The 20184-nt window shown below is 74.6% G+C and carries 22 protein-coding genes; 4 read left to right on the top strand and 18 right to left on the bottom strand.

The annotated features are described in order from the left end of the window. Positions 1 to 66: 66 nt before the first annotated feature. Positions 67 to 255, top strand: a complete 189-nt coding sequence (locus AC2A1K_RS17760) for a hypothetical protein (protein ID WP_483897629.1) — start codon at positions 67 to 69, stop codon at positions 253 to 255. Here the strand turns inward: AC2A1K_RS17760 and AC2A1K_RS17755 are convergent. Both AC2A1K_RS17755 and AC2A1K_RS17750 read right to left on the bottom strand, forming a co-directional pair. Then, entirely contained in the window at positions 216 to 983 is a 768-nt protein-coding gene (locus tag AC2A1K_RS17755) for a hypothetical protein (RefSeq protein WP_483897628.1), read from the bottom strand. The two genes, AC2A1K_RS17760 and AC2A1K_RS17755, sit on opposite strands and share 40 nt — an antisense overlap. Continuing rightward, on the bottom strand, positions 980 to 1471 hold the full coding sequence (locus AC2A1K_RS17750; RefSeq protein WP_483897627.1) for a beta-class carbonic anhydrase: 492 nt from the start codon (positions 1469 to 1471) through the stop codon (positions 980 to 982). Before AC2A1K_RS17750 ends, AC2A1K_RS17755 begins: the two co-directional genes overlap by 4 nt. A 92-nt stretch (positions 1472 to 1563) precedes the next feature. Between AC2A1K_RS17750 and AC2A1K_RS17745 the strand changes: the two genes are divergently transcribed. Further along, a complete protein-coding gene (locus AC2A1K_RS17745) occupies positions 1564 to 2157 on the top strand; it encodes a GNAT family N-acetyltransferase (protein ID WP_483897626.1) in 594 nt (197 codons plus the stop codon). A 181-nt stretch (positions 2158 to 2338) separates the two neighbouring features. Here AC2A1K_RS17745 and dapB read toward each other — a convergent pair whose 3' ends face one another. The 7 genes from dapB to truB all read right to left on the bottom strand — a co-directional run bounded on the left by dapB (position 2339) and on the right by truB (position 10373). Then, positions 2339 to 3130: a 4-hydroxy-tetrahydrodipicolinate reductase gene (gene dapB, locus AC2A1K_RS17740; protein WP_483897625.1), complete on the bottom strand. Its 792-nt coding sequence runs from the start codon at positions 3128 to 3130 to the stop codon at positions 2339 to 2341. After that, entirely contained in the window at positions 3127 to 4419 is a 1293-nt protein-coding gene (locus AC2A1K_RS17735) for a M16 family metallopeptidase (protein ID WP_483897624.1), read from the bottom strand. Before AC2A1K_RS17735 ends, dapB begins: the two co-directional genes overlap by 4 nt. A 107-nt stretch (positions 4420 to 4526) precedes the next feature. Continuing rightward, complete coding sequence (locus AC2A1K_RS17730) at positions 4527 to 6869, bottom strand: polyribonucleotide nucleotidyltransferase (protein ID WP_483897705.1); 2343 nt, start codon at positions 6867 to 6869, stop codon at positions 4527 to 4529. Positions 6870 to 7142: 273 nt separating this feature from the next. After that, complete coding sequence (gene rpsO / locus AC2A1K_RS17725; RefSeq protein WP_133824989.1) at positions 7143 to 7412, bottom strand: 30S ribosomal protein S15; 270 nt, start codon at positions 7410 to 7412, stop codon at positions 7143 to 7145. 209 nt (positions 7413 to 7621) lie between these two features. After that, positions 7622 to 8194: a helix-turn-helix domain-containing protein gene (locus AC2A1K_RS17720; protein ID WP_483897623.1), complete on the bottom strand. Its 573-nt coding sequence runs from the start codon at positions 8192 to 8194 to the stop codon at positions 7622 to 7624. Between the two features lie 100 nt (positions 8195 to 8294). Next, on the bottom strand, positions 8295 to 9275 hold the full coding sequence (locus AC2A1K_RS17715; RefSeq protein WP_483897622.1) for a bifunctional riboflavin kinase/FAD synthetase: 981 nt from the start codon (positions 9273 to 9275) through the stop codon (positions 8295 to 8297). A gap of 111 nt (positions 9276 to 9386) precedes the next feature. Then, entirely contained in the window at positions 9387 to 10373 is a 987-nt protein-coding gene (truB, locus tag AC2A1K_RS17710) for a tRNA pseudouridine(55) synthase TruB (RefSeq protein ID WP_483897704.1), read from the bottom strand. 37 nt (positions 10374 to 10410) lie between these two features. Here truB and AC2A1K_RS17705 point away from each other — a divergent pair, with 37 nt between their 5' ends. Both AC2A1K_RS17705 and AC2A1K_RS17700 read left to right on the top strand, forming a co-directional pair. Continuing rightward, a complete protein-coding gene (locus AC2A1K_RS17705; protein WP_483897621.1) occupies positions 10411 to 11703 on the top strand; it encodes a geranylgeranyl reductase family protein in 1293 nt (430 codons plus the stop codon). A gap of 80 nt (positions 11704 to 11783) precedes the next feature. Then, entirely contained in the window at positions 11784 to 11912 is a 129-nt protein-coding gene (locus AC2A1K_RS17700; RefSeq protein WP_483897620.1) for a hypothetical protein, read from the top strand. Positions 11913 to 12111: 199 nt separating this feature from the next. Here the strand turns inward: AC2A1K_RS17700 and AC2A1K_RS17695 are convergent, their stop codons facing one another. From AC2A1K_RS17695 to AC2A1K_RS17655, 9 genes are all read right to left on the bottom strand, one after another. After that, positions 12112 to 12642 carry a GrpB family protein gene (locus AC2A1K_RS17695; protein ID WP_483897619.1) on the bottom strand — a complete coding sequence of 177 codons (531 nt, stop codon included), beginning with the start codon at positions 12640 to 12642 and terminating at the stop codon, positions 12112 to 12114. Positions 12643 to 12748: 106 nt separating this feature from the next. Continuing rightward, positions 12749 to 12967, bottom strand: a complete 219-nt coding sequence (locus tag AC2A1K_RS17690) for a hypothetical protein (protein WP_483897618.1) — start codon at positions 12965 to 12967, stop codon at positions 12749 to 12751. Further along, a complete protein-coding gene (locus AC2A1K_RS17685; protein WP_483897617.1) occupies positions 12961 to 13137 on the bottom strand; it encodes a hypothetical protein in 177 nt (58 codons plus the stop codon). The genes AC2A1K_RS17690 and AC2A1K_RS17685 overlap by 7 nt, the downstream gene beginning before the upstream one ends. A 68-nt stretch (positions 13138 to 13205) precedes the next feature. Further along, positions 13206 to 14591 carry an MATE family efflux transporter gene (locus AC2A1K_RS17680; protein WP_483897616.1) on the bottom strand — a complete coding sequence of 462 codons (1386 nt, stop codon included), beginning with the start codon at positions 14589 to 14591 and terminating at the stop codon, positions 13206 to 13208. Between the two features lie 43 nt (positions 14592 to 14634). After that, positions 14635 to 15660 carry a DHH family phosphoesterase gene (locus tag AC2A1K_RS17675; RefSeq protein ID WP_483897615.1) on the bottom strand — a complete coding sequence of 342 codons (1026 nt, stop codon included), beginning with the start codon at positions 15658 to 15660 and terminating at the stop codon, positions 14635 to 14637. Between the two features lie 74 nt (positions 15661 to 15734). Then, positions 15735 to 16256, bottom strand: coding sequence for a 30S ribosome-binding factor RbfA (gene rbfA, locus AC2A1K_RS17670; RefSeq protein ID WP_483897614.1), 522 nt, complete (start codon positions 16254 to 16256; stop codon positions 15735 to 15737). 29 nt (positions 16257 to 16285) lie between these two features. Then, complete coding sequence (locus AC2A1K_RS17665; RefSeq protein ID WP_483897613.1) at positions 16286 to 16582, bottom strand: DUF503 domain-containing protein; 297 nt, start codon at positions 16580 to 16582, stop codon at positions 16286 to 16288. Positions 16583 to 16653: 71 nt separating this feature from the next. Continuing rightward, positions 16654 to 19851, bottom strand: coding sequence for a translation initiation factor IF-2 (gene infB / locus AC2A1K_RS17660; protein ID WP_483897612.1), 3198 nt, complete (start codon positions 19849 to 19851; stop codon positions 16654 to 16656). A 60-nt stretch (positions 19852 to 19911) separates the two neighbouring features. Further along, positions 19912 to 20184: a YlxR family protein gene (locus tag AC2A1K_RS17655; RefSeq protein ID WP_483897703.1), complete on the bottom strand. Its 273-nt coding sequence runs from the start codon at positions 20182 to 20184 to the stop codon at positions 19912 to 19914.

Genomic DNA, 20184 nt, shown 5'->3' with positions numbered 1-20184 from the left:
TGCGCGTGCGCGTCCCGGTGAGCCTGCGACCGGCTGCGCGCCACCGCCCGCGCGTTCACCGTCAGCGTGTCCGAGGTGCCGGGTCCGCGCACTCCCGCCGCGTCCATGGTCGACGTGCTGTCCTTCGGCGTGTGCGTCGACCCGGGCCTCGTCCCCGACGTCGGCGTACTCGCCGACGGCCTGCGCACCGACGCCGACCTGCTCGTGGCGGCCGCTCAGGCGAGCCCGGCGAGCCGCTCGGCGACCGCGCGGTAGCGGCTGAGCGCGACGAGGTGGATGCCGTCGACGCCCGCGTCGCGCAGCGCGAGGGCGTGCTCGCAGGCCGCGTCGACGCCGGCGGTGTCGTCGTGCTCGAGCGCGCCGGTGAGCCCGTCGGGGAGGTCGAGGTCCATGCCCTCCGCTCCGTCGACCAGACCCCGGGCCATCCGCGGCCCGGTCGGGACGAGGACGCCGGCGCGCACGGGCAGCGTCAGGTCGGCGTGGCGCTCGCGCCAGGCGGTGACCGCCGGCACCGAGAAGGTCGGCGCGAGCCACACGACGTCGGCGTCCCGCTTCCAACGGGGGAGGTCGCGGCCGGGAGCGGCGACGACCCCGACGCGGAGCGTCTCCCCGTGATCCTCGGCCAGAGCACGGGCCTCGCGGAGCATCGCACCGACGGTCAGCGGGCCGTCCTCGACGTCGTGCTCGGGGCGGTCACCGCGCAGCACCAGGACCTCGTGCACGCCGAGGGCGAGCAGGCCGAGCAGGTCGCGGCGCAGGCCGAGGGTGTTGCGGTCGCGCGCGTTGAGCACGGCGACCGCCTCGTGGCCCTGCCGGCGGACCTCGCCCGCGACCACGAGCCCGGCGACCGCCGTCCGTCCCGTCGCGTTGTCGGGCACGAGGAAGCGGGCGGCGACCGGCGCGAGCGCGTCGAGCTGGCGGTCGATCGGCGCGAGGTCCGGGCGGTGCGGGACGTCGAGTTCCGCGGTGATGTCGAGGGTCATGCGACCTCGGTGAGCGCTCCGCTGTCGACGTCGTAGACGAAGCCCCGTACGGCGTCGGTGTGCAGCAGGAACGGGCTGGCGCGCACCGCCGCGACGGAGTCGCGGACGTCCTGCTCGGTGTCGGGGAACGTGCCGGGCGCCCAGGTGGGCTTCTGGCCGGTCTCGGCCTCGAGCTCGGCGACGAAGTCGTCGTCGGTGAACGTCGCCATGCCGCACTTGGTGTGGTGGAGCAGCACGACCTCGCGGGTCTGCAGCTTGCGCTGGCTCACCGCGAGCGAGCGCAGGACGTCGTCGGTGACGACCCCGCCGGCGTTGCGGATGACGTGCGCCTCGCCCTGGACGAGGCCCAGGACGCGGTAGACGTCGAGGCGGGCGTCCATGCAGGCCACGACGGCCACCCCGCGCGAGGGCGGCCCGGGCAGTCCGGACTTGTCGAACCCGGCCGCGAAGCTCTTGTTCGCCGCCAGCATCTCGTCGGTCGCGCTCATGCGTCCTCCTGCGGGTGTCGCCGATGTCCGGATGTCCCGTACCCCGCTCGGGGCTGCGAGGTGCGGTGATCGTGGTCTCTACGCTCTCCAGCATGGCGCTCGCCTCCGTCCGCCTCGCCACCGCCGACGACGCCGACGCCGTCGCGCACGTCCAGCGCACGGTGTGGACCTCGGCCTACGCCGACCTGCTCCCGCCCGGGGCGGTCGAGGGGTTCGGCTCCGCGGCCGTGGCGCAGGGCTGGGCGGGGCCGATCGCGGCGGGCGCGGTGTGGGTCGCGACCGAGGGCGACGCGCTGGTCGGCTTCTGCGCGGCCGGGCCGGCGTCGGCCGACGACCTCGCGGACGCCGCGGGCGCCGTCCCGGACGACGCGGCCTCGGTGGCGGCCGTCGCGGCGCTGCTCGTCGAGCCGCGGTGGGGCCGGCGCGGGCACGGGGGGCGCCTGTTGGTGGAGGCGGCGGCGTCGTTGCGTGCCGCCGGCGCCACCCGGGCGATCGCCTGGGTGCCCGAGCGGGACACCGCGTCGCGGCGGTTCTACGAACGCGCGGGCTGGGATCCCGACGGCACCGTCCGCACCCTCGACGCCGGCGGGCGGCCGCTGCGCGAGATTCGCGTCGCCGGGGACCTGGACCTCGAGTTCCGGCCCGAACCGTCGCTCGACGACCTGGACCTGCCGCTGCTGTCCTGACGCGGCGCCGGTCCCGTCCCGACCGGCACGCTGCGCATGATCGACCGGCGCGTCGGGCCGCGAAAGAGCCGCTCGCGCCGGCCCCTCGGCGCGCGGCGTGTCGTGTCACCGAGGATGTGGCGATCCTGGCGTCAGATGCCAGCGATGCCGCATCGCTGGCACACCCCGTGCGCCGGGCGGGCTAGTCGAGGTCGAGGAGGGCGTCGAGGCCGACGGTAAGCCCGGGGTGGTCGGCCACCGTCCGGCACGCCAGCAGCACGCCCGGCATGAAGGAGCTCCGGTGCAGCGAGTCGTGGCGGATCGTGAACGTCTCGCCCTCGGTGCCCAGCAGGACCTCCTGGTGGGCGACGAGGCCCGCCATGCGCACCGCGTGCACCGGGATCCCGTCGACGCGGGCGCCGCGGGCCCCGTCGGGGTCGTGGGTCGTCGCGTCGGGCCCGGGGCCCAGGCCCGCCTCGGCGCGGGCGGCGGCGATCATCTGGGCGGTGCGCGTCGCCGTGCCCGAGGGGGCGTCGGCCTTGCGCGGGTGATGCAGCTCGACGACCTCGACCGAGTCGAAGAACCGGGCCGCCTGCGCCGCGAACCGCATCATCAGCACGGCGCCGATGCCGAAGTTGGGCACGACGAGCACGCCCTGCCTGGGCTGCAGGCGCCCGCGCACCTCGTCGAGGAGCTCCTGGCCGACGCCGCTCGTCCCCACGACCACGTGGAGCCCGGCGTCGACGCACCAGCGCAGGTTGTCGGCCAGCGCGGACGGGTGGGTGAAGTCGACGACCACGTCGGCGGCGCGCAGCGCCTCACGGTCGTCGGTCACCTCGGCGTCAGCTCCCCTCTCGGCAGGCTCCCCTGATTGCTGGGTGCCGCGGACATCCACGCGCGCGACCAGCTCGAGGTCCTCGGCGCCCTCGACCGCGGCGCACGCCTCGGAGCCCATGCGCCCGCGGGCGCCCAGCACGCCGACCTTCACACTCACTGCACCATCTCCCGCACCTCGTCGGGCAGCTCGTCGACGTCACCGTAGGGACCGACGACGGCGGCCGCGCGGGGCCCGGTGAGCAGCGACGACGCCAGCGACGCCACGTCGCTCGCACCGACGGCGTCGATGCGGTCCAGCGTGGTCGCCAGGTCGGTGGCCCGGTCGAGCCCGCCGTGGTCGAGCTCGCGGCGCCCGAGGCGGGTCATGCGCGCCGAGGTCTCCTCGAGGCCCAGGACCAGCTCGCCGCGCAGCTGCCCGCGGGCGCGGGAGAGCTCGGCGTCGGTGATGCCGTGCGCGGCGAGGTCGGCGATCTCGTCGCGCACCACCGTCGCCGCGGCCCCCAGACGCTCGGGCGCGCAGCCGACGTAGACCGCGAGCACGCCCGCGTCGGCGTAGCCCGTGGTCGACGAGTAGACGGAGTACGCGAGCCCGCGCTGCTCGCGGACCTGCTGGAACAGCCGCGAGCTCATGCCGCCGCCGAGCACGGTGGACAGCACCTGCAGCGCAGGCCAGCGTTCGTCGGCGCGGCGCAGCGAGGGCACGCCGAGCATGAGGTGCGCCTGCTCGGTGTCCTCGTCACGCACCGTGAGGCGGGCCGCCGGCGTCCCCGGTTCCTCGGAGGCGCCTCGGTGCCACGGCTCGGCGGCACCGTCCAGGCGCGACCCGTAGACGTCCGCCACCGCGGCGAGCACCTCGGCGTGCGCCACGTTGCCGGCGACAGCGAGCACCGAGCGCGCGGGGACGTAGTGACGGGCGTGGAAGTCGGCGAGCCGGTCGCGGGTCATGCCCGTCACCGACTCCTCGGTGCCGATCACCGGCAGGCCGAGCGGGTGCCCGCCGAAGAGCAGCGCGTCGAAGTCGTCGGCCAGCAGGTCCTCGGGGTCCTCGTCGCGGCCGGCGATCTCGGAGAGCACGACGTCGCGCTCGAGCTCGACGTCCGCGGTGGCCATGACGGCGTCGAGCACCACGTCGCCGAGGACGTCGACCGCGAGCGGCATGTCGCGGTCGAGCACGTGCGCGTAGAAGCAGGTGTGCTCCTTGCCGGTGAAGGCGTTGAGGTCGCCGCCGACGGCGTCGATCTCCTCCGCGATCGCCCGCGCCGAGCGCCGCCGCGTGCCCTTGAACAGCAGGTGCTCGAGGTAGTGCGCCGCGCCGTGCGTGCCGGCGCCGAGGGCCGGCTCGTCGCGCGAGCCGACCTCGACCCAGAGCCCGACCGACGCCGACCGCGCGCCGGCGACGTGCTCGGTGACCACCCGCAGGCCCCCGGGCAGCACGGTGCGTGCCACGCCGGGGGCCGGGTGCTCGACGGCGAACTCCGTCGTGGAACTGCGCGGGGCGGCGTTCGCCGTCGAGCTCCGCTGCCCTGTCGGCGTGCTCCTCCTGACGTCTCCCGTCACTCCGCGGACGAGGCCCCGATGGCGCCGGTGACCGCGCCGGTGGTGGCGGCGGAGCCGGTCGGGGCGGCCCCGGACGATCCGGCGGGGGCGGACTCGGCCCCGTCGGCCGGAGCGTCGGAGTCGGTGCCGTTCGCCGCGGCGTCCTCCTCCTTGACCGGGATGAGGCTGATCTTGCCGCGGTTGTCGATGTCGGTGATCTCGACGCGCAGCTTGTCGCCGACGTTGACCACGTCCTCGACCTTGCCGATGCGCTTGCCGCCGCCCAGCTTCGAGATGTGGACGAGGCCGTCGCGGCCCGGCAGCAGCGAGACGAAGGCGCCGAAGGCGGCGGTCTTGACGACCGTGCCCAGGAAGCGCTCGCCGATCTTCGGCAGCTGCGGGTTGGCGATGGCATTGATCTTGTCGATCGCGGCCTGGGCGCTCGGCCCGTCGGCGGCACCGACGTAGATCGTGCCGTCGTCCTCGATGGAGATGTCGGCGCCGGTCTCCTCCGTGATCGAGTTGATCATCTTGCCCTTCGGGCCGATGACCTCCCCGATCTTGTCGACGGGCACCTTCACCGTGGTGATGCGCGGCGCGAACTCGCTCATCTCGTCGGGCGCGTCGATGGCCTCGGCCATGACGTCGAGGATCGCGAGGCGGGCGCCGCGGGCCTGGGTGAGCGCCCGGCCGAGCACCTCGGACGGGATGCCCTCCAGCTTCGTGTCGAGCTGCAGGGCGGTCACGAAGTCCTTCGTGCCGGCGACCTTGAAGTCCATGTCACCGAACGCGTCCTCGGCGCCGAGGATGTCGGTGAGCGCGACGAACTTCTGCTCGCCGTCGACCTCGCCCGAGACCAGGCCCATGGCGATGCCGGCGACCGGGGCCTTCAGCGGCACACCGGCGTTGAGCAGCGACATCGTCGACGCGCACACCGAGCCCATCGACGTCGAGCCGTTGGAGCCCAGCGCCTCGGAGACCTGGCGGATCGCGTAGGGGAACTCCTCGCGCGTCGGCAGCACCGGCACGAGCGCCCGCTCGGCGAGCGCACCGTGGCCGATCTCGCGGCGCTTCGGCGAGCCGACGCGGCCGGTCTCACCGGTGGAGAACGGCGGGAAGTTGTAGTGGTGCATGTAGCGCTTCGTCGTCTCCGGCGTGAGGGAGTCGATCGACTGCTCCATACGCAGCATGTTCAGCGTGGTGACGCCGAGGATCTGGGTCTCGCCCCGCTCGAACAGCGCCGAGCCGTGGGCCCGCGGGATCACCTCGACCTCGGCGGCCAGCGGACGGATGTCCGTGGTGCCGCGGCCGTCGATGCGGAAGCCGTCGCGCAGGATGCGCCGGCGGACCGTCTTCTTGGTCAGCGAGCGGAACGCCTCGCCGATCTCCTTCTCGCGGCCCTCGAACTTGTCGGCGAGCTCGGAGACCAGGCGGTCCTTGATCGCGTCCTGGGCGGTGTCGCGGTCCTGCTTACCGCTGATCGTGAAGGTGTCGTCGAGATCGGTGCCGACCGCCGACTCGACCGCGGCGTACACGTCGTCCTGGTACGCCGGGAAGGTCGGGTAGTCCTTCGTCGACACACCGGTCGCGGTGTAGAGCTCCTTCTGCGCCTCGCAGAGGGTGCGGATGAACGGCTTGGCCGCCTCCATGCCCGCGGCGACGATCTCCTCGGTCGGCGCCTGCGCGCCATCGCCGATGAGCTTCCACGCGTGGTCGGTGGCCTCGGCCTCGACCATGGCGATCGCGACGTCGGAGCCGTCGGAGGTCACCGAGCCGGCGATGACCATGTCGAACACGGCGCTCTCGAGCTGCTCCCAGGTCGGGAAGGCGACCCACTGGCCGTCGATGAGAGCCACGCGCGTGGCGCCGATCGGGCCGTCGAAGGGCAGGCCGGAGATCTGGGTGGACGCCGAGGCCGCGTTGATGGCGAGGACGTCGTAGGGGTCCTTCGGGTCCAGGCTCTGGACCGTGATGACGACCTGGACCTCGTTGCGCAGGCCGCCGGTGAAGGTCGGGCGCAGGGGCCGGTCGATGAGCCGGCAGGTGAGGATCGCGTCGGTCGACGGGCGGCCCTCGCGCCGGAAGAACGAGCCGGGAATCCGGCCCGCGGCGTACATGCGCTCCTCGACGTCGACCGTCAGCGGGAAGAAGTCGAAGTTGTCCTTCGGCCGCTTCGACGCGGTCGTCGCGGAGAGCAGCATCGTGTCGTCGTCCAGATAGGCGACGACGGCCCCGGCCGCCTGGCGGGCCAGCCGGCCCGTCTCGAAGCGGACGGTGCGGGTGCCGAAGGCACCGTTGTCCAGGACCGCGGTGGTCTCGTGGACGCCCCCATCACTGGACGTGACGGTGTTCTCGGTCATGTGGGGTTCTCCTCTGCAGGGCCCCTGCCGCGAGCCGTCCAGGGCTTCCCCCGCGACGCGGCCGGCGACGAGCGGTCTTCGATCGAAGCCCACGGTGCCCACGTTCTTCGGGCGAACATCCGGGGGCCACTACCGAGGACCGGCCGACGCACCGGTGTCCCGGGTTGGTGGACGGTGACGGCGGAGCCGGATTCTCGTGATGCGCACGCCAACGCGCCGACCGGGGTCGTGACCGGCCGGCGCGGGGCGTGCGCGGGGTTCAGACGTGCCTTCTCAGCGACGCAGCCCCAGCCGCTCGATGAGCGAGCGGTAGCGGGCCACGTCGACGGAGGCGACGTACTTCAGCAGGCGACGACGACGCCCCACCAGCAGCAGCAGTCCCCGGCGGGAATGGTGGTCGTGCTTGTGCATCTTGAGGTGCTCGGTGAGCCGCACGATGCGCTGCGTGAGCAGCGCGACCTGCGCCTCGGGCGACCCGGTGTCCGTCTCGTGGACCCCGTACTCGGTGAGGGTCGCCTTCTTCTGCTCGGTGGTCAGTGCCACGGGGGTGGTGCTCCTGTCTGACGAGAGTCGGTGCCGTGAGCATGGACGGCGTCCCGGTCCGACGTCCTCACCGTGACGAGGAGTCGCTGATCGCGGACGACGCACTCGCGGGGATCGAGCCGTGCGGCCCCGACCACCCGCCGCCCGGCCACCACGGACCGCAGCCAGGCGTAACAACTCCCAGTGTACCGACGAGCCGTCTCGTCCGGTCAGCGGCCCGGGTCGGGCACGTCGCCGCTCGCCGCAGCGTCCGGCCTCCAGCGCGGCAGCTCCCCCATCGGCGGGCTCCCCTGATCCTGATTGCTGCGGGCCGCCTGTCTCAGCAGGCCCGCCAGCGAGGGGAAACCGCCGTCGAGGGTATCGGCCGCGCGCGCCAGCTCGTCGGGCCCCGCGACCGTCCGGAGCAGGTCGTACGAACCCGAGGCGCTCGTCGGCGCGCGAGGCTCGGCGGCCCGGACGTCGGCGAGCAGGCGCTCCACCCGGTCGGGATCGGTGGAGGTGTTCCAGGCCACGGCCTGCTCGAGCAGCACCAGCCGGCCCAGCACCGCCGGTGTCCCGATCTTCACCCGCCGCCCGCTCATGAGCTGCGAGAGCATCGGTGAGCTGGTGCCGAGCGCGGTGGCCAGCGCCGCCTGGGAGACGTCCAGGGCACCGAGGAGCCGGCGCAGCCGGTCGCCCAGCGGCTCGCCGTAGAACCGGCGCTGCAGCTCGCGGTTGCGCCGCACCGTGCCCGCCGGATCCGACGCCGCCGGACCCTGCCCCGCCGCACCCGATCGGTCCACCCGCCACCACCTCGCCCTCCGGCCCCTCCTCCGCGGCGATCGTGGCAGCCGGGGCGCGGCGCCGGTGGCTGTTCCGGTCAGATGCCTCAGGTACCCCGCCTCAGATCCCGAGGACGTCTCGCGTGCGGGCCACGTCGTTCGCCATCGCGGCGATGAGGTCGTCGAGGGAGTCGAACCGGTCCATGCCGCGCAGGCGCTCGACGAAGTCGACGCCGACGCGCGCGCCGTAGAGGTCCTCCTCGTGGTCGAGGACGAAGGCCTCCACGGTGCGCCGGCGCCCCTCGAACGTCGGGTTGGTGCCCACCGACGTGGCCGCCGGCCGGACCTCGCCCCGGTGGTGGAACCAGCATGCGTACACCCCGTCGGCCGGGATCGCCGCGTGCTCGCCGCAGTCGACGTTGGCCGTCGGGTAGCCCAGCTCGCGGCCGCGCTGGTCGCCGCGGACGACGACGCCCTCGAGGCGGTGCGGCCGGCCCAGGGCCTCCGCGGCCGCCCGGACGTCGCCGGCGGCGACGCTCGCGCGGATGTAGGTCGAGGAGAACGTGACGGTGGAGCCCACGGTGGCGGAGCCCGCGGTGGCGGAGCCCCCGGGCGCGGCGCCGAGGGGCTCGGTGACGAGATCCACACCCTCGGCGGCGAAGCCGAAGCGCTGGCCGAGGCGCTCGAGCTCCGCGACGTCGCCCGCCGCCTTGTAGCCGAACGTGAAGTTCCGCCCCACGACGACCATCGCCGCGTGCAGCCGGTCCACGAGCAGCTCGTGCACGAACTCGTCGGGCGCGACCCGCGCGAGGTCGGTCGTGAACGGCAGCACCCAGAAGGCGTCGACCCCGAGCTCGGCGACCAGCTCGGCGCGGCGGGTCAGCGACGTCAGCCGGGCGGGGTACGTCCCCGGGCGCAGGACCGACGCGGGGTGCGGGTCGAAGGTGATCAGCACGGTGGGCAGGCCGAGCTCGCGCCCGTGGGCGACGGCCCGGGCGATGAGCTGCTGGTGGCCGCGGTGCACGCCGTCGAACACGCCGATCGTGACGACGCACCGACCCCAGCCCGACGGCACGCCGTCGAGTCCCCGCCAGGTTTGCACGGCCGGGAGCGTACGGCCGGTACCCACGGGCACGCCGTGTCGGTGGGGGTGATCAGGCGGGGTTCGTGCCGGTGCTCGTGCCGGTGCTCATGCCGGCGCTCGTGCCGGCGCTCATGCCGGCGCGAGGACGAGCACGGGGCGCGCGGCGCCGCGATCGTCGGCGACGAGCCCGACGACGTGGCCGTCCGGGCCGAACACCCCGACCGTCCCGGCGCTGCCCCCGGCCGGCAAGGGACGGCCGTGCGCGAGGCCTGCGGCCTCGTCGGCGTCGGCGTCGCGGCGGGGGAAGGCCGTGGCGACGGCGGCGTCCAGGTCGAGGGACAGCGACGCGCGGCCCTGCTCCTCCTCCTCGGCCGCCAGGACGTCGAGCGTCCGGGCCTGCGCGAGCGTGAACGGCCCGACGCGGGTGCGGCGCAGGGCGGTGAGGTGGCCGCCGACGCCGAGCCCGGCGCCGAGGTCGCGGGCCAGGGCGCGCACGTAGGTGCCCGAGGAACAGTCGACGAGGACGTCGAGGTCGCGGAACGGGCCCTCGCGGCGCATGGCGAGGACGTCGAAGCGGCCCACCGTCACGGGGCGCGCCTCGAGCGCGACGTCCTCGCCGGCCCGGGCGCGCTCGTACGCGCGGCGCCCGTCGACCTTGATCGCCGAGACGCTGCTGGGGACCTGGGCGATCTCGCCGGTGAGCGCCGCGACGCCGTCCGCGAGCGCCTGCTCGGTGACCCCGGCGGTGTCGACCGGCTCGCCGAGGGGCTCGCCCTCGGCGTCGTCGGTGCCGGTCGCGAGGCCGAGCCGGATGGTGGCGAGGTAGCTCTTGGTATCGAGGGAGAGGTGCCCGAGGAGCTTGGTCGCCCGCTCGACGCCCAGCACGAGCACGCCGGTCGCCATCGGGTCGAGCGTGCCCGCGTGCCCGACCTTACGGGTGCCCATCAACCGCCGGGCGCGTCCGACGACGTCGTGCGAGGTCCATCCCGCGGGCTTGTCGACCACCAGCAGCCCCGGCGGCGGGGGCTCACGCCGTTCGCGAGGAGCACGGCCCCCGCGTCCACTCCCACCGCGACCACGTCCGGACACGGCGCACCATGATGCCTGCCCCACCATCCGGCTGTTCACGGTCCCGGCAGGCATGCTGGAGAGCGTGAGCATCCCGACGCGCACCGACGTCCTCGTCGTGGGCGCCGGCCCCGCCGGTTCCGCCGCCGCGGCGTGGGCCGCCGACGCCGGCCACGACGTCGTCCTCGCCGACGCCGCCGTCTTCCCCCGCGACAAGGCCTGCGGCGACGGCCTGACCCCGCGGGCGATCGCGGAGCTCGAGCACCTCGGGCTCGGCGAGTGGGTGCGCGGTCGCGGCACCAACCGGGGCCTGCGGGCCGCCGGCTTCGGCCAGCTGCTGGAGCTCCCCTGGCCCGGCGGGTCGCTGCCCGCGCACGGCGGGGCGGTCGCGCGGACCGAGCTCGACGCGCGCATCCGCACGGTCGCGCTGGAGAAGGGTGCGCATCCGGTGGAGGGCGCGCGCGCGGTGGACGTCGAGCGCGACGGCAGAGTCGGCGGGGACGGGGTGTCCGGGGTCGTGTTCACCACCGCCGACGGGGCGAGCACGACCATCGGGTGCCGGCGCCTCGTGGTCGCCGACGGCGCCCGCTCGACGCTCGGCCGGGTGCTGGGGCGCGAGTGGCACCGCGAGACCGCCTACGGTGTCGCCGCCCGCGGCTACGTCCGCTCCGGACGCCACGCCGACGAGTGGATCTCGTCGCACCTCGAGCTGCGCGGCACCGAGAACGAGGTGCTGTCCGGCTACGGCTGGGTGTTCCCGCTGCACGACGGGCACGTGAACATCGGCGTCGGGACCCTGGCCACCGAATCACGGCCCGCGAACGTGCGCCTCCGGTCGCTGATCGCCCACTACGCCGACCAGCGCCGCGAGGACTGGCAGCTCGACGGCGAGGTGCGCGACGTCGCGTCGGCGCTGCTGCCCATGGGCGGCGCGGTGTCGGGGGTCGCCGGGCGCAACTGGGCGCTCGTCGGCGACGCCGCCGGGCTCGTGAACCCGCTCAACGGCGAGGGCATCGACTACGGCCTGGAGAGCGGCCGGACCGTCGCGGGCCTGCTCGACACCGAGGGCGTCACCGGGGACCTCTCCCTGGCCTGGCCCGCGACCCTGCGCCGGCACTACGGCTCGGCGTTCTCGATCGCCCGGCGCCTCGCCACGCTGCTGACCATGCCGCGCCTGCTGCCGATCGCCGGTCCGGTGGGCATGCGCTCGCGGGCCCTCATGACCGTCGCCCTGCGCGTGATGGGCAACCTCGTCACCGAGGAGGACGCGGATCTCGTGGCGAGGGCCTGGCGCGTGGCCGGGCGCGCCTCGCTGCGCGCCGACGAGCTCCCCCCGTTCCCCGCCGCGGACCTGCGTCGTCCGGTCGGCGCGAGCTGAGCGCGTGAGCCTCGTGACGTAGCGGGCGCCGGCGCCCTCACGGAAGGCCGGGGGCGTCCCGGATGTCCGACCCTTCGCCCGTGACCACGCTCGGTGTCATGTCGACGCCGACCGAACGCTGGATCCCCGCCGGCCTGGTGCTCGCCGTCGCCACCCTCGTGCTGCCGACCGCCGTGCACGGCAAACCCCCCTCGAGTCGGCCGAGCTGACCCTGCGCTGGGTCGCCGAGCGCCCGAGCTGGCGCCCGGTCCACCTGCTCGCCATCGCCGGCGTCGTGCTCTGGACGGCGTGCCTGAACACGCTGGCGCGGGGCGCCGAGTCCCCGGCCGGCCGCGACGTCGGACGCCCCGCTCCGCCCGGCTCGCCGTGTCCCCGCGCAGCAGAGAGGGAAGCACTCACCCCCGACGGTCAGGCCTCCCCGACGACCCGGCGCACGAACGCCGCCTTGGCGTCCGTGTACGCCTCGCGGTCGTCGGGGTGCTCGCCCGCCGACCGCTCCTTGAGCGCGGTGTACTCGGCGCGCAGGTCCGCGTCCGCCCGGAGCCGGTCGCGGAAGCGCAGCTGGGCGTCCCAGCGGTCCTGGTCCGGCGGCATGAGGTGGAGGTGGGCGAGCCGGTGTCGGGCGGTCGCGTCCACCCGCACGAGGAGCCGGCGCCAGGGTCGCCGGTCGAGCTCGCGGGGTACGGGTCTCCACGGCCCCGTGTCCACCGCGGTGACCGCGGCGTCCGGGTCGGCCGCTCTCGCCTGCAGGTCGATGATCGGCTTCGCGGGCAGGCCGGGGACGGCGGTCGAGCCGACGTGGAGCACCTCGCTCGTGAGGTGGCCGGCGAACAGGTCGGCGACCTCGGCCGCGTAGTCCCGCGCCCGGAGCGCCCACGCGGGATCGTGGGGTGCCAGCCGGACCGGCTCGCTCGCCCACGCCGGGAGGTGTTCGTCCACGTGCCCCACCTCCGCGAACCTCCCGACGGCACGTTCCGCCGGCCGAGGAGCTCGATGATCATGCCGAACACGCCGCCCGCGTCGGCGCACCTCCGCACCCGGGAGATCAGGGACGGGACTCGGTCTCCGCCTGCTCGAGCAGCGACGCGTGGACCGCGCGGTGGTCGTCGTCGAGGAGTCGGCCCGGGATCTGGGCCAGCGACCACGGCACCCCGGAGTCGTCGGGCTCGAGCACGTGCGCGAGGCGGTCCATCAGCTCGTCGGCCTGCGCCGTGGTCGCGACGACGGCGACGCGCAGCTCCCACAGTTGCGGACGCTCTACCACGGCGTACTCGCCATCAGCGGCTCGAAGCGGCGGAGAGCGGCGTCGCGGGCGCCGGCCTCGTCGGCGGCGCTGACGACCGCGGGGTCCTCGCGATACAGGGTCTCGTGCTCCGGGACGTCACCGGCGGACCGGAACACCAGGACCGCCACCCACGGCTCCATGCTGGTCACGGGGACGACCCTGGCAAGCACGCCGGCAGGTGTCCTCCAGGTTTCTCCCCACGGACCCCCGAGATTCCTCAGGTCGTCCCCGTGACCGCCCACGCGTCGCCCCGCACGCGCAGCCCGACGGCGACGGCGCGCGCGGCGACGAACAGCGCGAGCCCCGCCCAGATCCCGACCAGGCCCCACCCGAGGACCAGCGAGAGCCAGATCGTCGGCAGGAACGCGCCGAGTGCCGAGCCGACGGTGATCCGGCGCAGGTAGGCGGCGTCGCCGGCGCCGAGCAGCACCCCGTCGAGCGCGAAGACGTAGGCCGCGATCGGCTGCAACGCGACGAAGAACCACCACGCCTGCGGGACGACGTCGCGCACGCCGGGGTCGGGCGTGAAGACCCCGGGGAGCACCCCGGCGGTCGCCGCGAACACGATCCCGGCGACGCAGCCCAGGACGAGGCCGTAGCGGGTCACCCGTCCGCTGACCCGCCGCGCGGTCCCGACCGACGCGGCCCCGAGCGCGGCCCCGACCAGCGACTGCGCGGCGATCGCCAGCGCGTCCAGGACGGTGACCATGAACGTCCAGAGCTGCAGGACGATCTGGTGCGCAGCCACCGACTCGGCACCGAAGCGGGCCGCCACCGCCGTCGCGGACAGGAAGCAGGCCTGGAACGCGGCGCTGCGCAGGAGCAGGTCGCGGCCGAGCCCGAACTGAGCGCGCATGTCGGCGGGAACGGGTCGCAGCGGTACGCGTTCACGCACGAGCGCGCCGACGAACAGCAGCCCCACCACGGCCTGCGCGCCGACGTTCGCCCACGCCGAGCCCTCCAGGCCGAGCTCCGGGATGGGGCCGATGCCGTAGACCAGGAGCGGGCACAGGATCGCCGAGAGCCCGTTGCCGGCGAGCACCACGATGATCGGGCGCCGCGTGTCCTGCACGCCGCGCATCCACCCGTGTCCGGCGAGCGCGACGAGGATGCCCGGCGCGCCCCACACGGCGATCCGCAGCCACCCGGTGGCGGCGTCGGCGACCGCTCCCCCGCCGCCGAGCGCATTCCCGAGCCAGGGCGCGAGGGTCCACAGCACCGCGATGACGACCGCGCCGACGCCCAGCGCGATCCACGTCGCGGCGACGCCCTCGCGCACGGCGGCGGCCCGGTCGCCCGCGCCGTGGTGGCGGGCGGCCCGCGCGGTGGTTCCGTAGGCGAGGAACGTGCCCAGGCTCGCGATCTGCGCGAGTACCACCCCGCCGACCGCGAGACCCGCCAGGGGCACGGCCGCGTGATTTCCTGTCGCTGCGCTCGCCGCCCCGTCGATGTGCCCGACGACGGCGGTGTCGACGAGCAGGTAGAGCGGCTCGGCGACGAGGACGACGAGCGCCGACGACGCCAGCCCGAGGACCCGGCGCGCCCCGGGATCGTCGTCAGGGCGGGCGTCGGCACGCGAGCGCAGAAATCGAGCGCGTGGCATTACGGACACTCAACGTCTGCAGCGCCACGCCGCTGACATTCGGTCACCCCAGGAGGGGCGCGTCGGCCAGAGCGCGGCGGACGCGGTCGAGGATGTCCGGGGCGTCGCCGTCGACCGTGAAGCCCGAGGCGTGGCGGTGCCCCCCGCCGCCGAGGGCCGAGGCCGCCGCGGCGACGTCGAGGCGGCCCTTCGAGCGCATGTTGGCGGTCCACCGCCGGTCGCCGACCTGCTTGAGCACGACGGCCACCTCGGCCTCCGCGGTCGTGCGCAGGACGTCGATGACGCTCTCGATCTCCTCCTGGCGTCCGACGTCGATGTGGTCACGGGTGACCCGGGCGTGCACGAGCCCCAGGCCGCGGGCCTCGTCGACCTCCAGGCGCGCGGTGGCGAGCACCGCCGAGAGCATGGCCAGCCACGAGAACGGGTGGGTGTCGAGCAGCGGGCGGGTGACGGCCTCGGCGTCGACGCCGGCGACGAGCAGGCGCGCGGCCATCGCGTGGGTGTCCGGGGAGGCCGCGCGGAAGTTGCGGGTGTCGGTGACGAGCCCGGCGTAGAGGCAGCGCGCGGTGGGGAGGTCGACGGGCGCGCCCATCGCGTCGAGCAGGCGCAGCACCATGACCGCCGTGGCCTCGGCGCGCGGGTCGACGTAGTAGAAGGTCCCGAACCCGGAGTTCGAGACGTGGTGGTCGATCACCAGCGTCGTGCCGGCGGTCTCGGCGCGGTCGGCGAGCGGGCCGAGACGGTCGACGCTGCCGGTGTCGAGCACGACGAGCAGATCGGGGACGTGCACGACGCGGTGGTGGGGTACGACGAGGCCCGCGACGTCGAGGTCGCGCAACGACTCCGCCGGGCGCTCGGGCGCCCCGAACGACACCTGGACGTGGGCGCCGCGCCGGTGCAGCGCCAGCCCGAGGGCGAGCGCGCTGCCGAGCGCGTCGGCGTCCGGGTTGACGTGGGCGAGCAGCACCACCTGGCGGGCGCCCGTGAGCACGCCCACCGCCTCGTCGAGGGTGATCGGCCGGCTCACCCGGGCCGCAGCGCCGCTCCGGCTCTCCTCGGCCGCCACCATCGCGGGTGCGCTCCCCTCGTCACGGCCGCCGCCCGGGGAGGTCGACGTGCCGCCGTCACGGTACGGAGTCGCCGTCAGCCCGTCGACCGCGCGCTGTGATCGGTGTCGCCACGAGGATCGTCGCCCTCGTCCCCGACCGGCACGTCGTCGAGCTCGGCCTCGAGATCACCGTCGTCCTCCCGCGGCTTGCGGTACGGATCTGCCTCGCCGGCGTAGGCGGCCCCGACGGCCAGCGTCGCGACCTCGGCGTCAGCCGCGCGGGCGCCCTCGAGCACCTCGTCGAGGCGCTTGGCGTCCTCGGGCACCGCGTCCGGGACGAACTGGAGCGAGGGCGTGAACCGCACCCCGGTCTGGCGGCCCACGGCCGTGCGGAGCACGCCCCGCGCGCTGGCCAGGGCGGCTGCCGAGCCGGACTGCTCGGCCTCGTCGCCGTAGACGGTGTAGTAGACCGTCGCCTCGCGGAGGTCGGCGGTGACGCGGGTGTCGGTGATCGTCACCATCGCCAGGCGCGGGTCCTTGACCTCGTGCTCCAGCGTCGAGGCGACGATCTGGGAGATCCGCTTGGCGAGCCTGCGGGCCCGTGGCGCGTCGGCCATGGCGCGGTTCCTCCTGCTTCGAAGGGGATCTAGTCGTCGTGCGGACCCAACCAGCGGGTCCGCGCGGAGAGCACCTGGAACTCGGGGTGGGCGGCCACCAGGCGCTCGCAGTGGTCGAGCACGTCGGTGACGTGCTCCGGGTCGGCCGCGACCGCCGCGACCCCGACCAGGGCGCGGCGGTGCAGGTCGAGATGGCCGGCCTCGGCGACCGAGACGGCGTACTTGCGCTTGAGCTCCGCCACGACGGGACGAACCACCGAGCGCTTGTGCTTGATCGATCCGACGTCGCCGAGCAGGAGGTCCAGCTCGAGCGCACCGACGTACATGCAGCATCAACGGTCCGGTGGCCGATGGGCCCCGGGGACGGCCGGACCATCCGTCCCCGGGGCGTCACGACTCACTCGCGGGGCTTCTCCCGCATCTCGTAGGTCATGATCTTGTCGTCGACCTTGATGTCGTTGAACGACCCGAGCGTCAGACCGCACTCGTAGCCGTCGCGGACCTCGGTGGCGTCGTCCTTGAACCTCTTCAGCGAGTTGATCGTGAGGTTCTCGGCGACGACCGCACCGTCGCGGACCAGGCGCGCCTTGCCGTTGCGCCGGATGATCCCGTCGGTGACCAGGCAGCCGGCGATGGTGCCGACGCGCGAGGAGCGGAAGACCTCGCGCACCTCCGCGGTGCCGAGCTCGACCTCCTCGTAGATCGGCTTGAGCATGCCCTTGAGGGCCTGCTCGATCTCGTCGATCGCCTGGTAGATCACCGAGTAGTAGCGGATGTCGATGCCCTCGCGGGAGGCCAGCTCGGTGGCCTTGCCCTCGGCACGGACGTTGAAGCCCATGACGATGACGTTCGACGCGATCGCGAGGTTGATGTCGCCCTCGGTGATCGCACCGACCCCGCGGTGGAGGATCCGCAGCTGGACCTCGTCGCCCACGTCGATCTTCGTGAGCGCGTCCTCGAGTGCCTCGACGGTACCCGAGTTGTCGCCCTTGATGATCAGGTTGAGCTCGTTGGTCTCCTTCAGCGCCGCGTCGAGGTCCTCGAGGGACACGCGCTTGCGACGCGACGCCAGCTCGGCGTTGCGCTCGCGGGCACGACGCCGGTCGGCGATCTGACGGGCCACCCGGTCCTCGTCGACGACGAGGAAGGTGTCGCCCGCGCCGGGCACCGACGTGAAGCCGATGACCTGCACCGGGCGCGACGGCAGGGCCTCCTGCACGTCCTCGCCGAACTCGTCGAGCATCCGTCGCACACGGCCCGACGCGTCGCCCGCGACGACGGAGTCGCCGACGCGCAGCGTGCCGCGCTGGACGAGCACGGTGGCCACCGGGCCACGGCCGCGGTCGAGGTGCGCCTCGATCGCGACGCCCTGGGCCTCCATGTCGGGGTTGGCCCGCAGGTCCAGGGAGGCGTCCGCGGTCAGCAGGATCGCCTCCAGCAGCGCCTCGATGTTGATGTTCTGCCGCGCGGAGATGTCGACGAACATCGTCTCGCCGCCGTACTCCTCGGCGACCAGGCCGTACTCGGTGAGCTGCTGGCGGATCTTCTGAGGGTTCGCGCCCTCCTTGTCGATCTTGTTCACCGCGACCACGATCGGCACGTCGGCCGCCTGGGCGTGGTTGATCGCCTCCACCGTCTGCGGCATGACGCCGTCGTCGGCCGCGACGACGATCACCGCGATGTCCGTGGACTTCGCGCCACGGGCACGCATGGCGGTGAACGCCTCGTGACCCGGGGTGTCGATGAAGGTGATCCGGCGCTCCTCGCCCTCCAGCTCGGTCTCGACCTGGTAGGCGCCGATGTGCTGGGTGATGCCACCGGCCTCGCCCTCGGCCACCTTCGTCTTGCGGATGGTGTCCAGCAGGCGTGTCTTGCCGTGGTCGACGTGACCCATGATCGTGACGACCGGCGGGCGGGCCGCGAGGTCGTCCTCGTCGCCCTCGTCGGAGCCGTAGCTGATCGAGAACGACTCGAGCAGCTCGCGGTCCTCCTCCTCGGGGGACACGACCTGCACGTTGTAGTTCATCTCGCCGCCGAGCAGCTCGAGGACGTCGTCGGACACCGACTGGGTGGCCGTGACCATCTCACCGAGGTGGAACAGCACCTGCACGAGCGAGGCCGGGTTCGCGTCGATCTTCTCCGCGAAGTCGGTCAGCGAGGCGCCGCGGGGCAGCCGGACGGTCTCGCCCTTGCCCTTCGGCAGGCGGACGCCGCCGACCGACGGCGCCTGCATGTTGTCGAACTCCTGGCGCTTCTGCCGCTTCGACTTGCGACCACGGCGCGCGGGACCACCGGGCCGCCCGAAGGCACCCGCGGCACCGCCGCCGCGACCGCGGCCACCCGGACCACCGGGACGACCGCCGCCACCGCGGAAGCCACCGCCCGCGGGTGCGCCGCCACCACCGGGGGGACCCCCGGGACGACCACCGCCACCGGGACCACCACGACCCCCGCCGGGGCCACCACGACCGCCACCGGGGCCACCACGACCGCCACCGGGCCCGCCGGGACCACCGCGACCGGGCGGACCGGCCGGGCGGGACGGCATCATGCCGGGGTTCGGACGCGGAGGCATGTTGCCCGGCCCCGCCGAACCGGCGCCACCGGGACGCGGCGGACGCTCGCCGCCGCCCGCGGCGGCCGGACGCTCGCCGTCACGCGGTGGGCGCGGGGTGGGGGCCCCACCGGACTCGCCGTCACGCGGCGGACGCGGACCGCCCTGGCCGCCCTGGCCGGGCTGCTGCGGCCGCTGCGGGCGCGGCGGAGCGCCGGAACCGACGCCGAACGGGTTGTTGCCGACGCGCGGCGACTTCGGGCCGGGCTTCGGCGCCGCGGGACGCGGCGGGACGGTCGACGTGTCGCCGCCCTGGGAGTCGGACGCGGCCGCCGCCGGACGCTGCTGCGGACCGGGGCGCGGGGCGCCACCGCCCTGACCACCGCCCTGACCACCGCCCTGACGGTCGCTCTGGCCGCCCTGGCGCTGGTCGCCGCCGGCCGGACGATCACCGCCGGGGCGGGGGATGCCGCCCGGACGGGGGCGGTCGCCGCCCGGACGCGGACGGTCGCCGCTGCCACCACCGCCGGGACGCTGGCCCTGCGGGGCGGGGCGCTCGGTCGGCGCGGACGGCGCCGACGAGCCAGAGGCCCCAGAGGCCGCGGCGGGCGCGGAGGGCGCGGACTGGTCCTGGCCGGGACGCGCGCCGGGGCGCGGACCGGGACGCGGGGCGCCGCCACCGGACGAGCCGGACGAGCCGGACGAGCCCGCCGAGCCGTCGCCGCCGCCCGAGGGCGCGGCGCCGGGGCGTGGGCCGGGGGTCGCGCCGGGACGCGGGGCACCGCCGGACGAGCCGGAGGGACCCGGCTTGGGTGCGCCGCCGGGGCGCGGGCCGGGCGTGGCGCCCGGACGCCGGCCGCGGCCGGAGCCGCCGCCGTTGCCGCCGGCCATGGAGTCGCGCAGCTTGCGCGCGACGGGAGCCTCCACCGTCGAGGACGCCGACTTGACGAACTCGCCGAGGGACTCCAACTGCGTGAGTACCTGCTTGCTGGTGACGCCGAGCTCCTTCGCGAGCTCGTGCACCCGGGCCTTACCTGGCACTGATCTCCTCATTCTCGAGGTCAGCGGGTGGCCCGCGACCTCGTGTCTACGCCTGCGCCTTCATCGGGAGGGCTTCACGGCTGGCTCATGGGGGTCGACCTGCTTCCTCGTACTCACGCGACGGTCGTCGCGTGTCTCTGGCCCGGGGCCGGAGTCCGGATCGAGCAGCGCGCGCAGGGCTCCGGTGTCGAGCGGCCCCGGGACGCGCAGCGCCCGGGGGAACGCCGACCGGCGCTCCGCGCGATTCAGGCAGTCCCGATCGGGGTGCAGCCACGCACCGCGACCGGGCAGCCGATGTCGTGGATCGGGATCGACGACCCCGTCCGCGGCCAC

This window comes from Actinomycetospora sp. 2LY8.5, assembly GCF_057180585.1.
Note: the sequence above shows the minus strand (reverse complement) of the source record. Positions and strands in the feature narration are given on the sequence as shown.

Excerpts from the sequence above, each read along its gene's own strand:
- AC2A1K_RS17675 (WP_483897615.1), bottom strand. The coding sequence starts at position 15,660 with ATGGTGGCGGCCGAGGAGAGCCGGAGCGGCGCTGCGGCCCGGGTGAGC.
- AC2A1K_RS17745 (WP_483897626.1), top strand. The coding sequence starts at position 1,564 with ATGGCGCTCGCCTCCGTCCGCCTCGCCACCGCCGACGACGCCGACGCC.
- AC2A1K_RS17730 (WP_483897705.1), bottom strand. The coding sequence starts at position 6,869 with ATGACCGAGAACACCGTCACGTCCAGTGATGGGGGCGTCCACGAGACC.
- rbfA (WP_483897614.1), bottom strand. The coding sequence starts at position 16,256 with ATGGCCGACGCGCCACGGGCCCGCAGGCTCGCCAAGCGGATCTCCCAG.
- AC2A1K_RS17750 (WP_483897627.1), bottom strand. The coding sequence starts at position 1,471 with ATGAGCGCGACCGACGAGATGCTGGCGGCGAACAAGAGCTTCGCGGCC.
- AC2A1K_RS17665 (WP_483897613.1), bottom strand. The coding sequence starts at position 16,582 with ATGTACGTCGGTGCGCTCGAGCTGGACCTCCTGCTCGGCGACGTCGGA.
- AC2A1K_RS17680 (WP_483897616.1), bottom strand. The coding sequence starts at position 14,591 with ATGCCACGCGCTCGATTTCTGCGCTCGCGTGCCGACGCCCGCCCTGAC.
- truB (WP_483897704.1), bottom strand. The coding sequence starts at position 10,373 with ATGGTGGGGCAGGCATCATGGTGCGCCGTGTCCGGACGTGGTCGCGGT.
- AC2A1K_RS17755 (WP_483897628.1), bottom strand. The coding sequence starts at position 983 with ATGACCCTCGACATCACCGCGGAACTCGACGTCCCGCACCGCCCGGAC.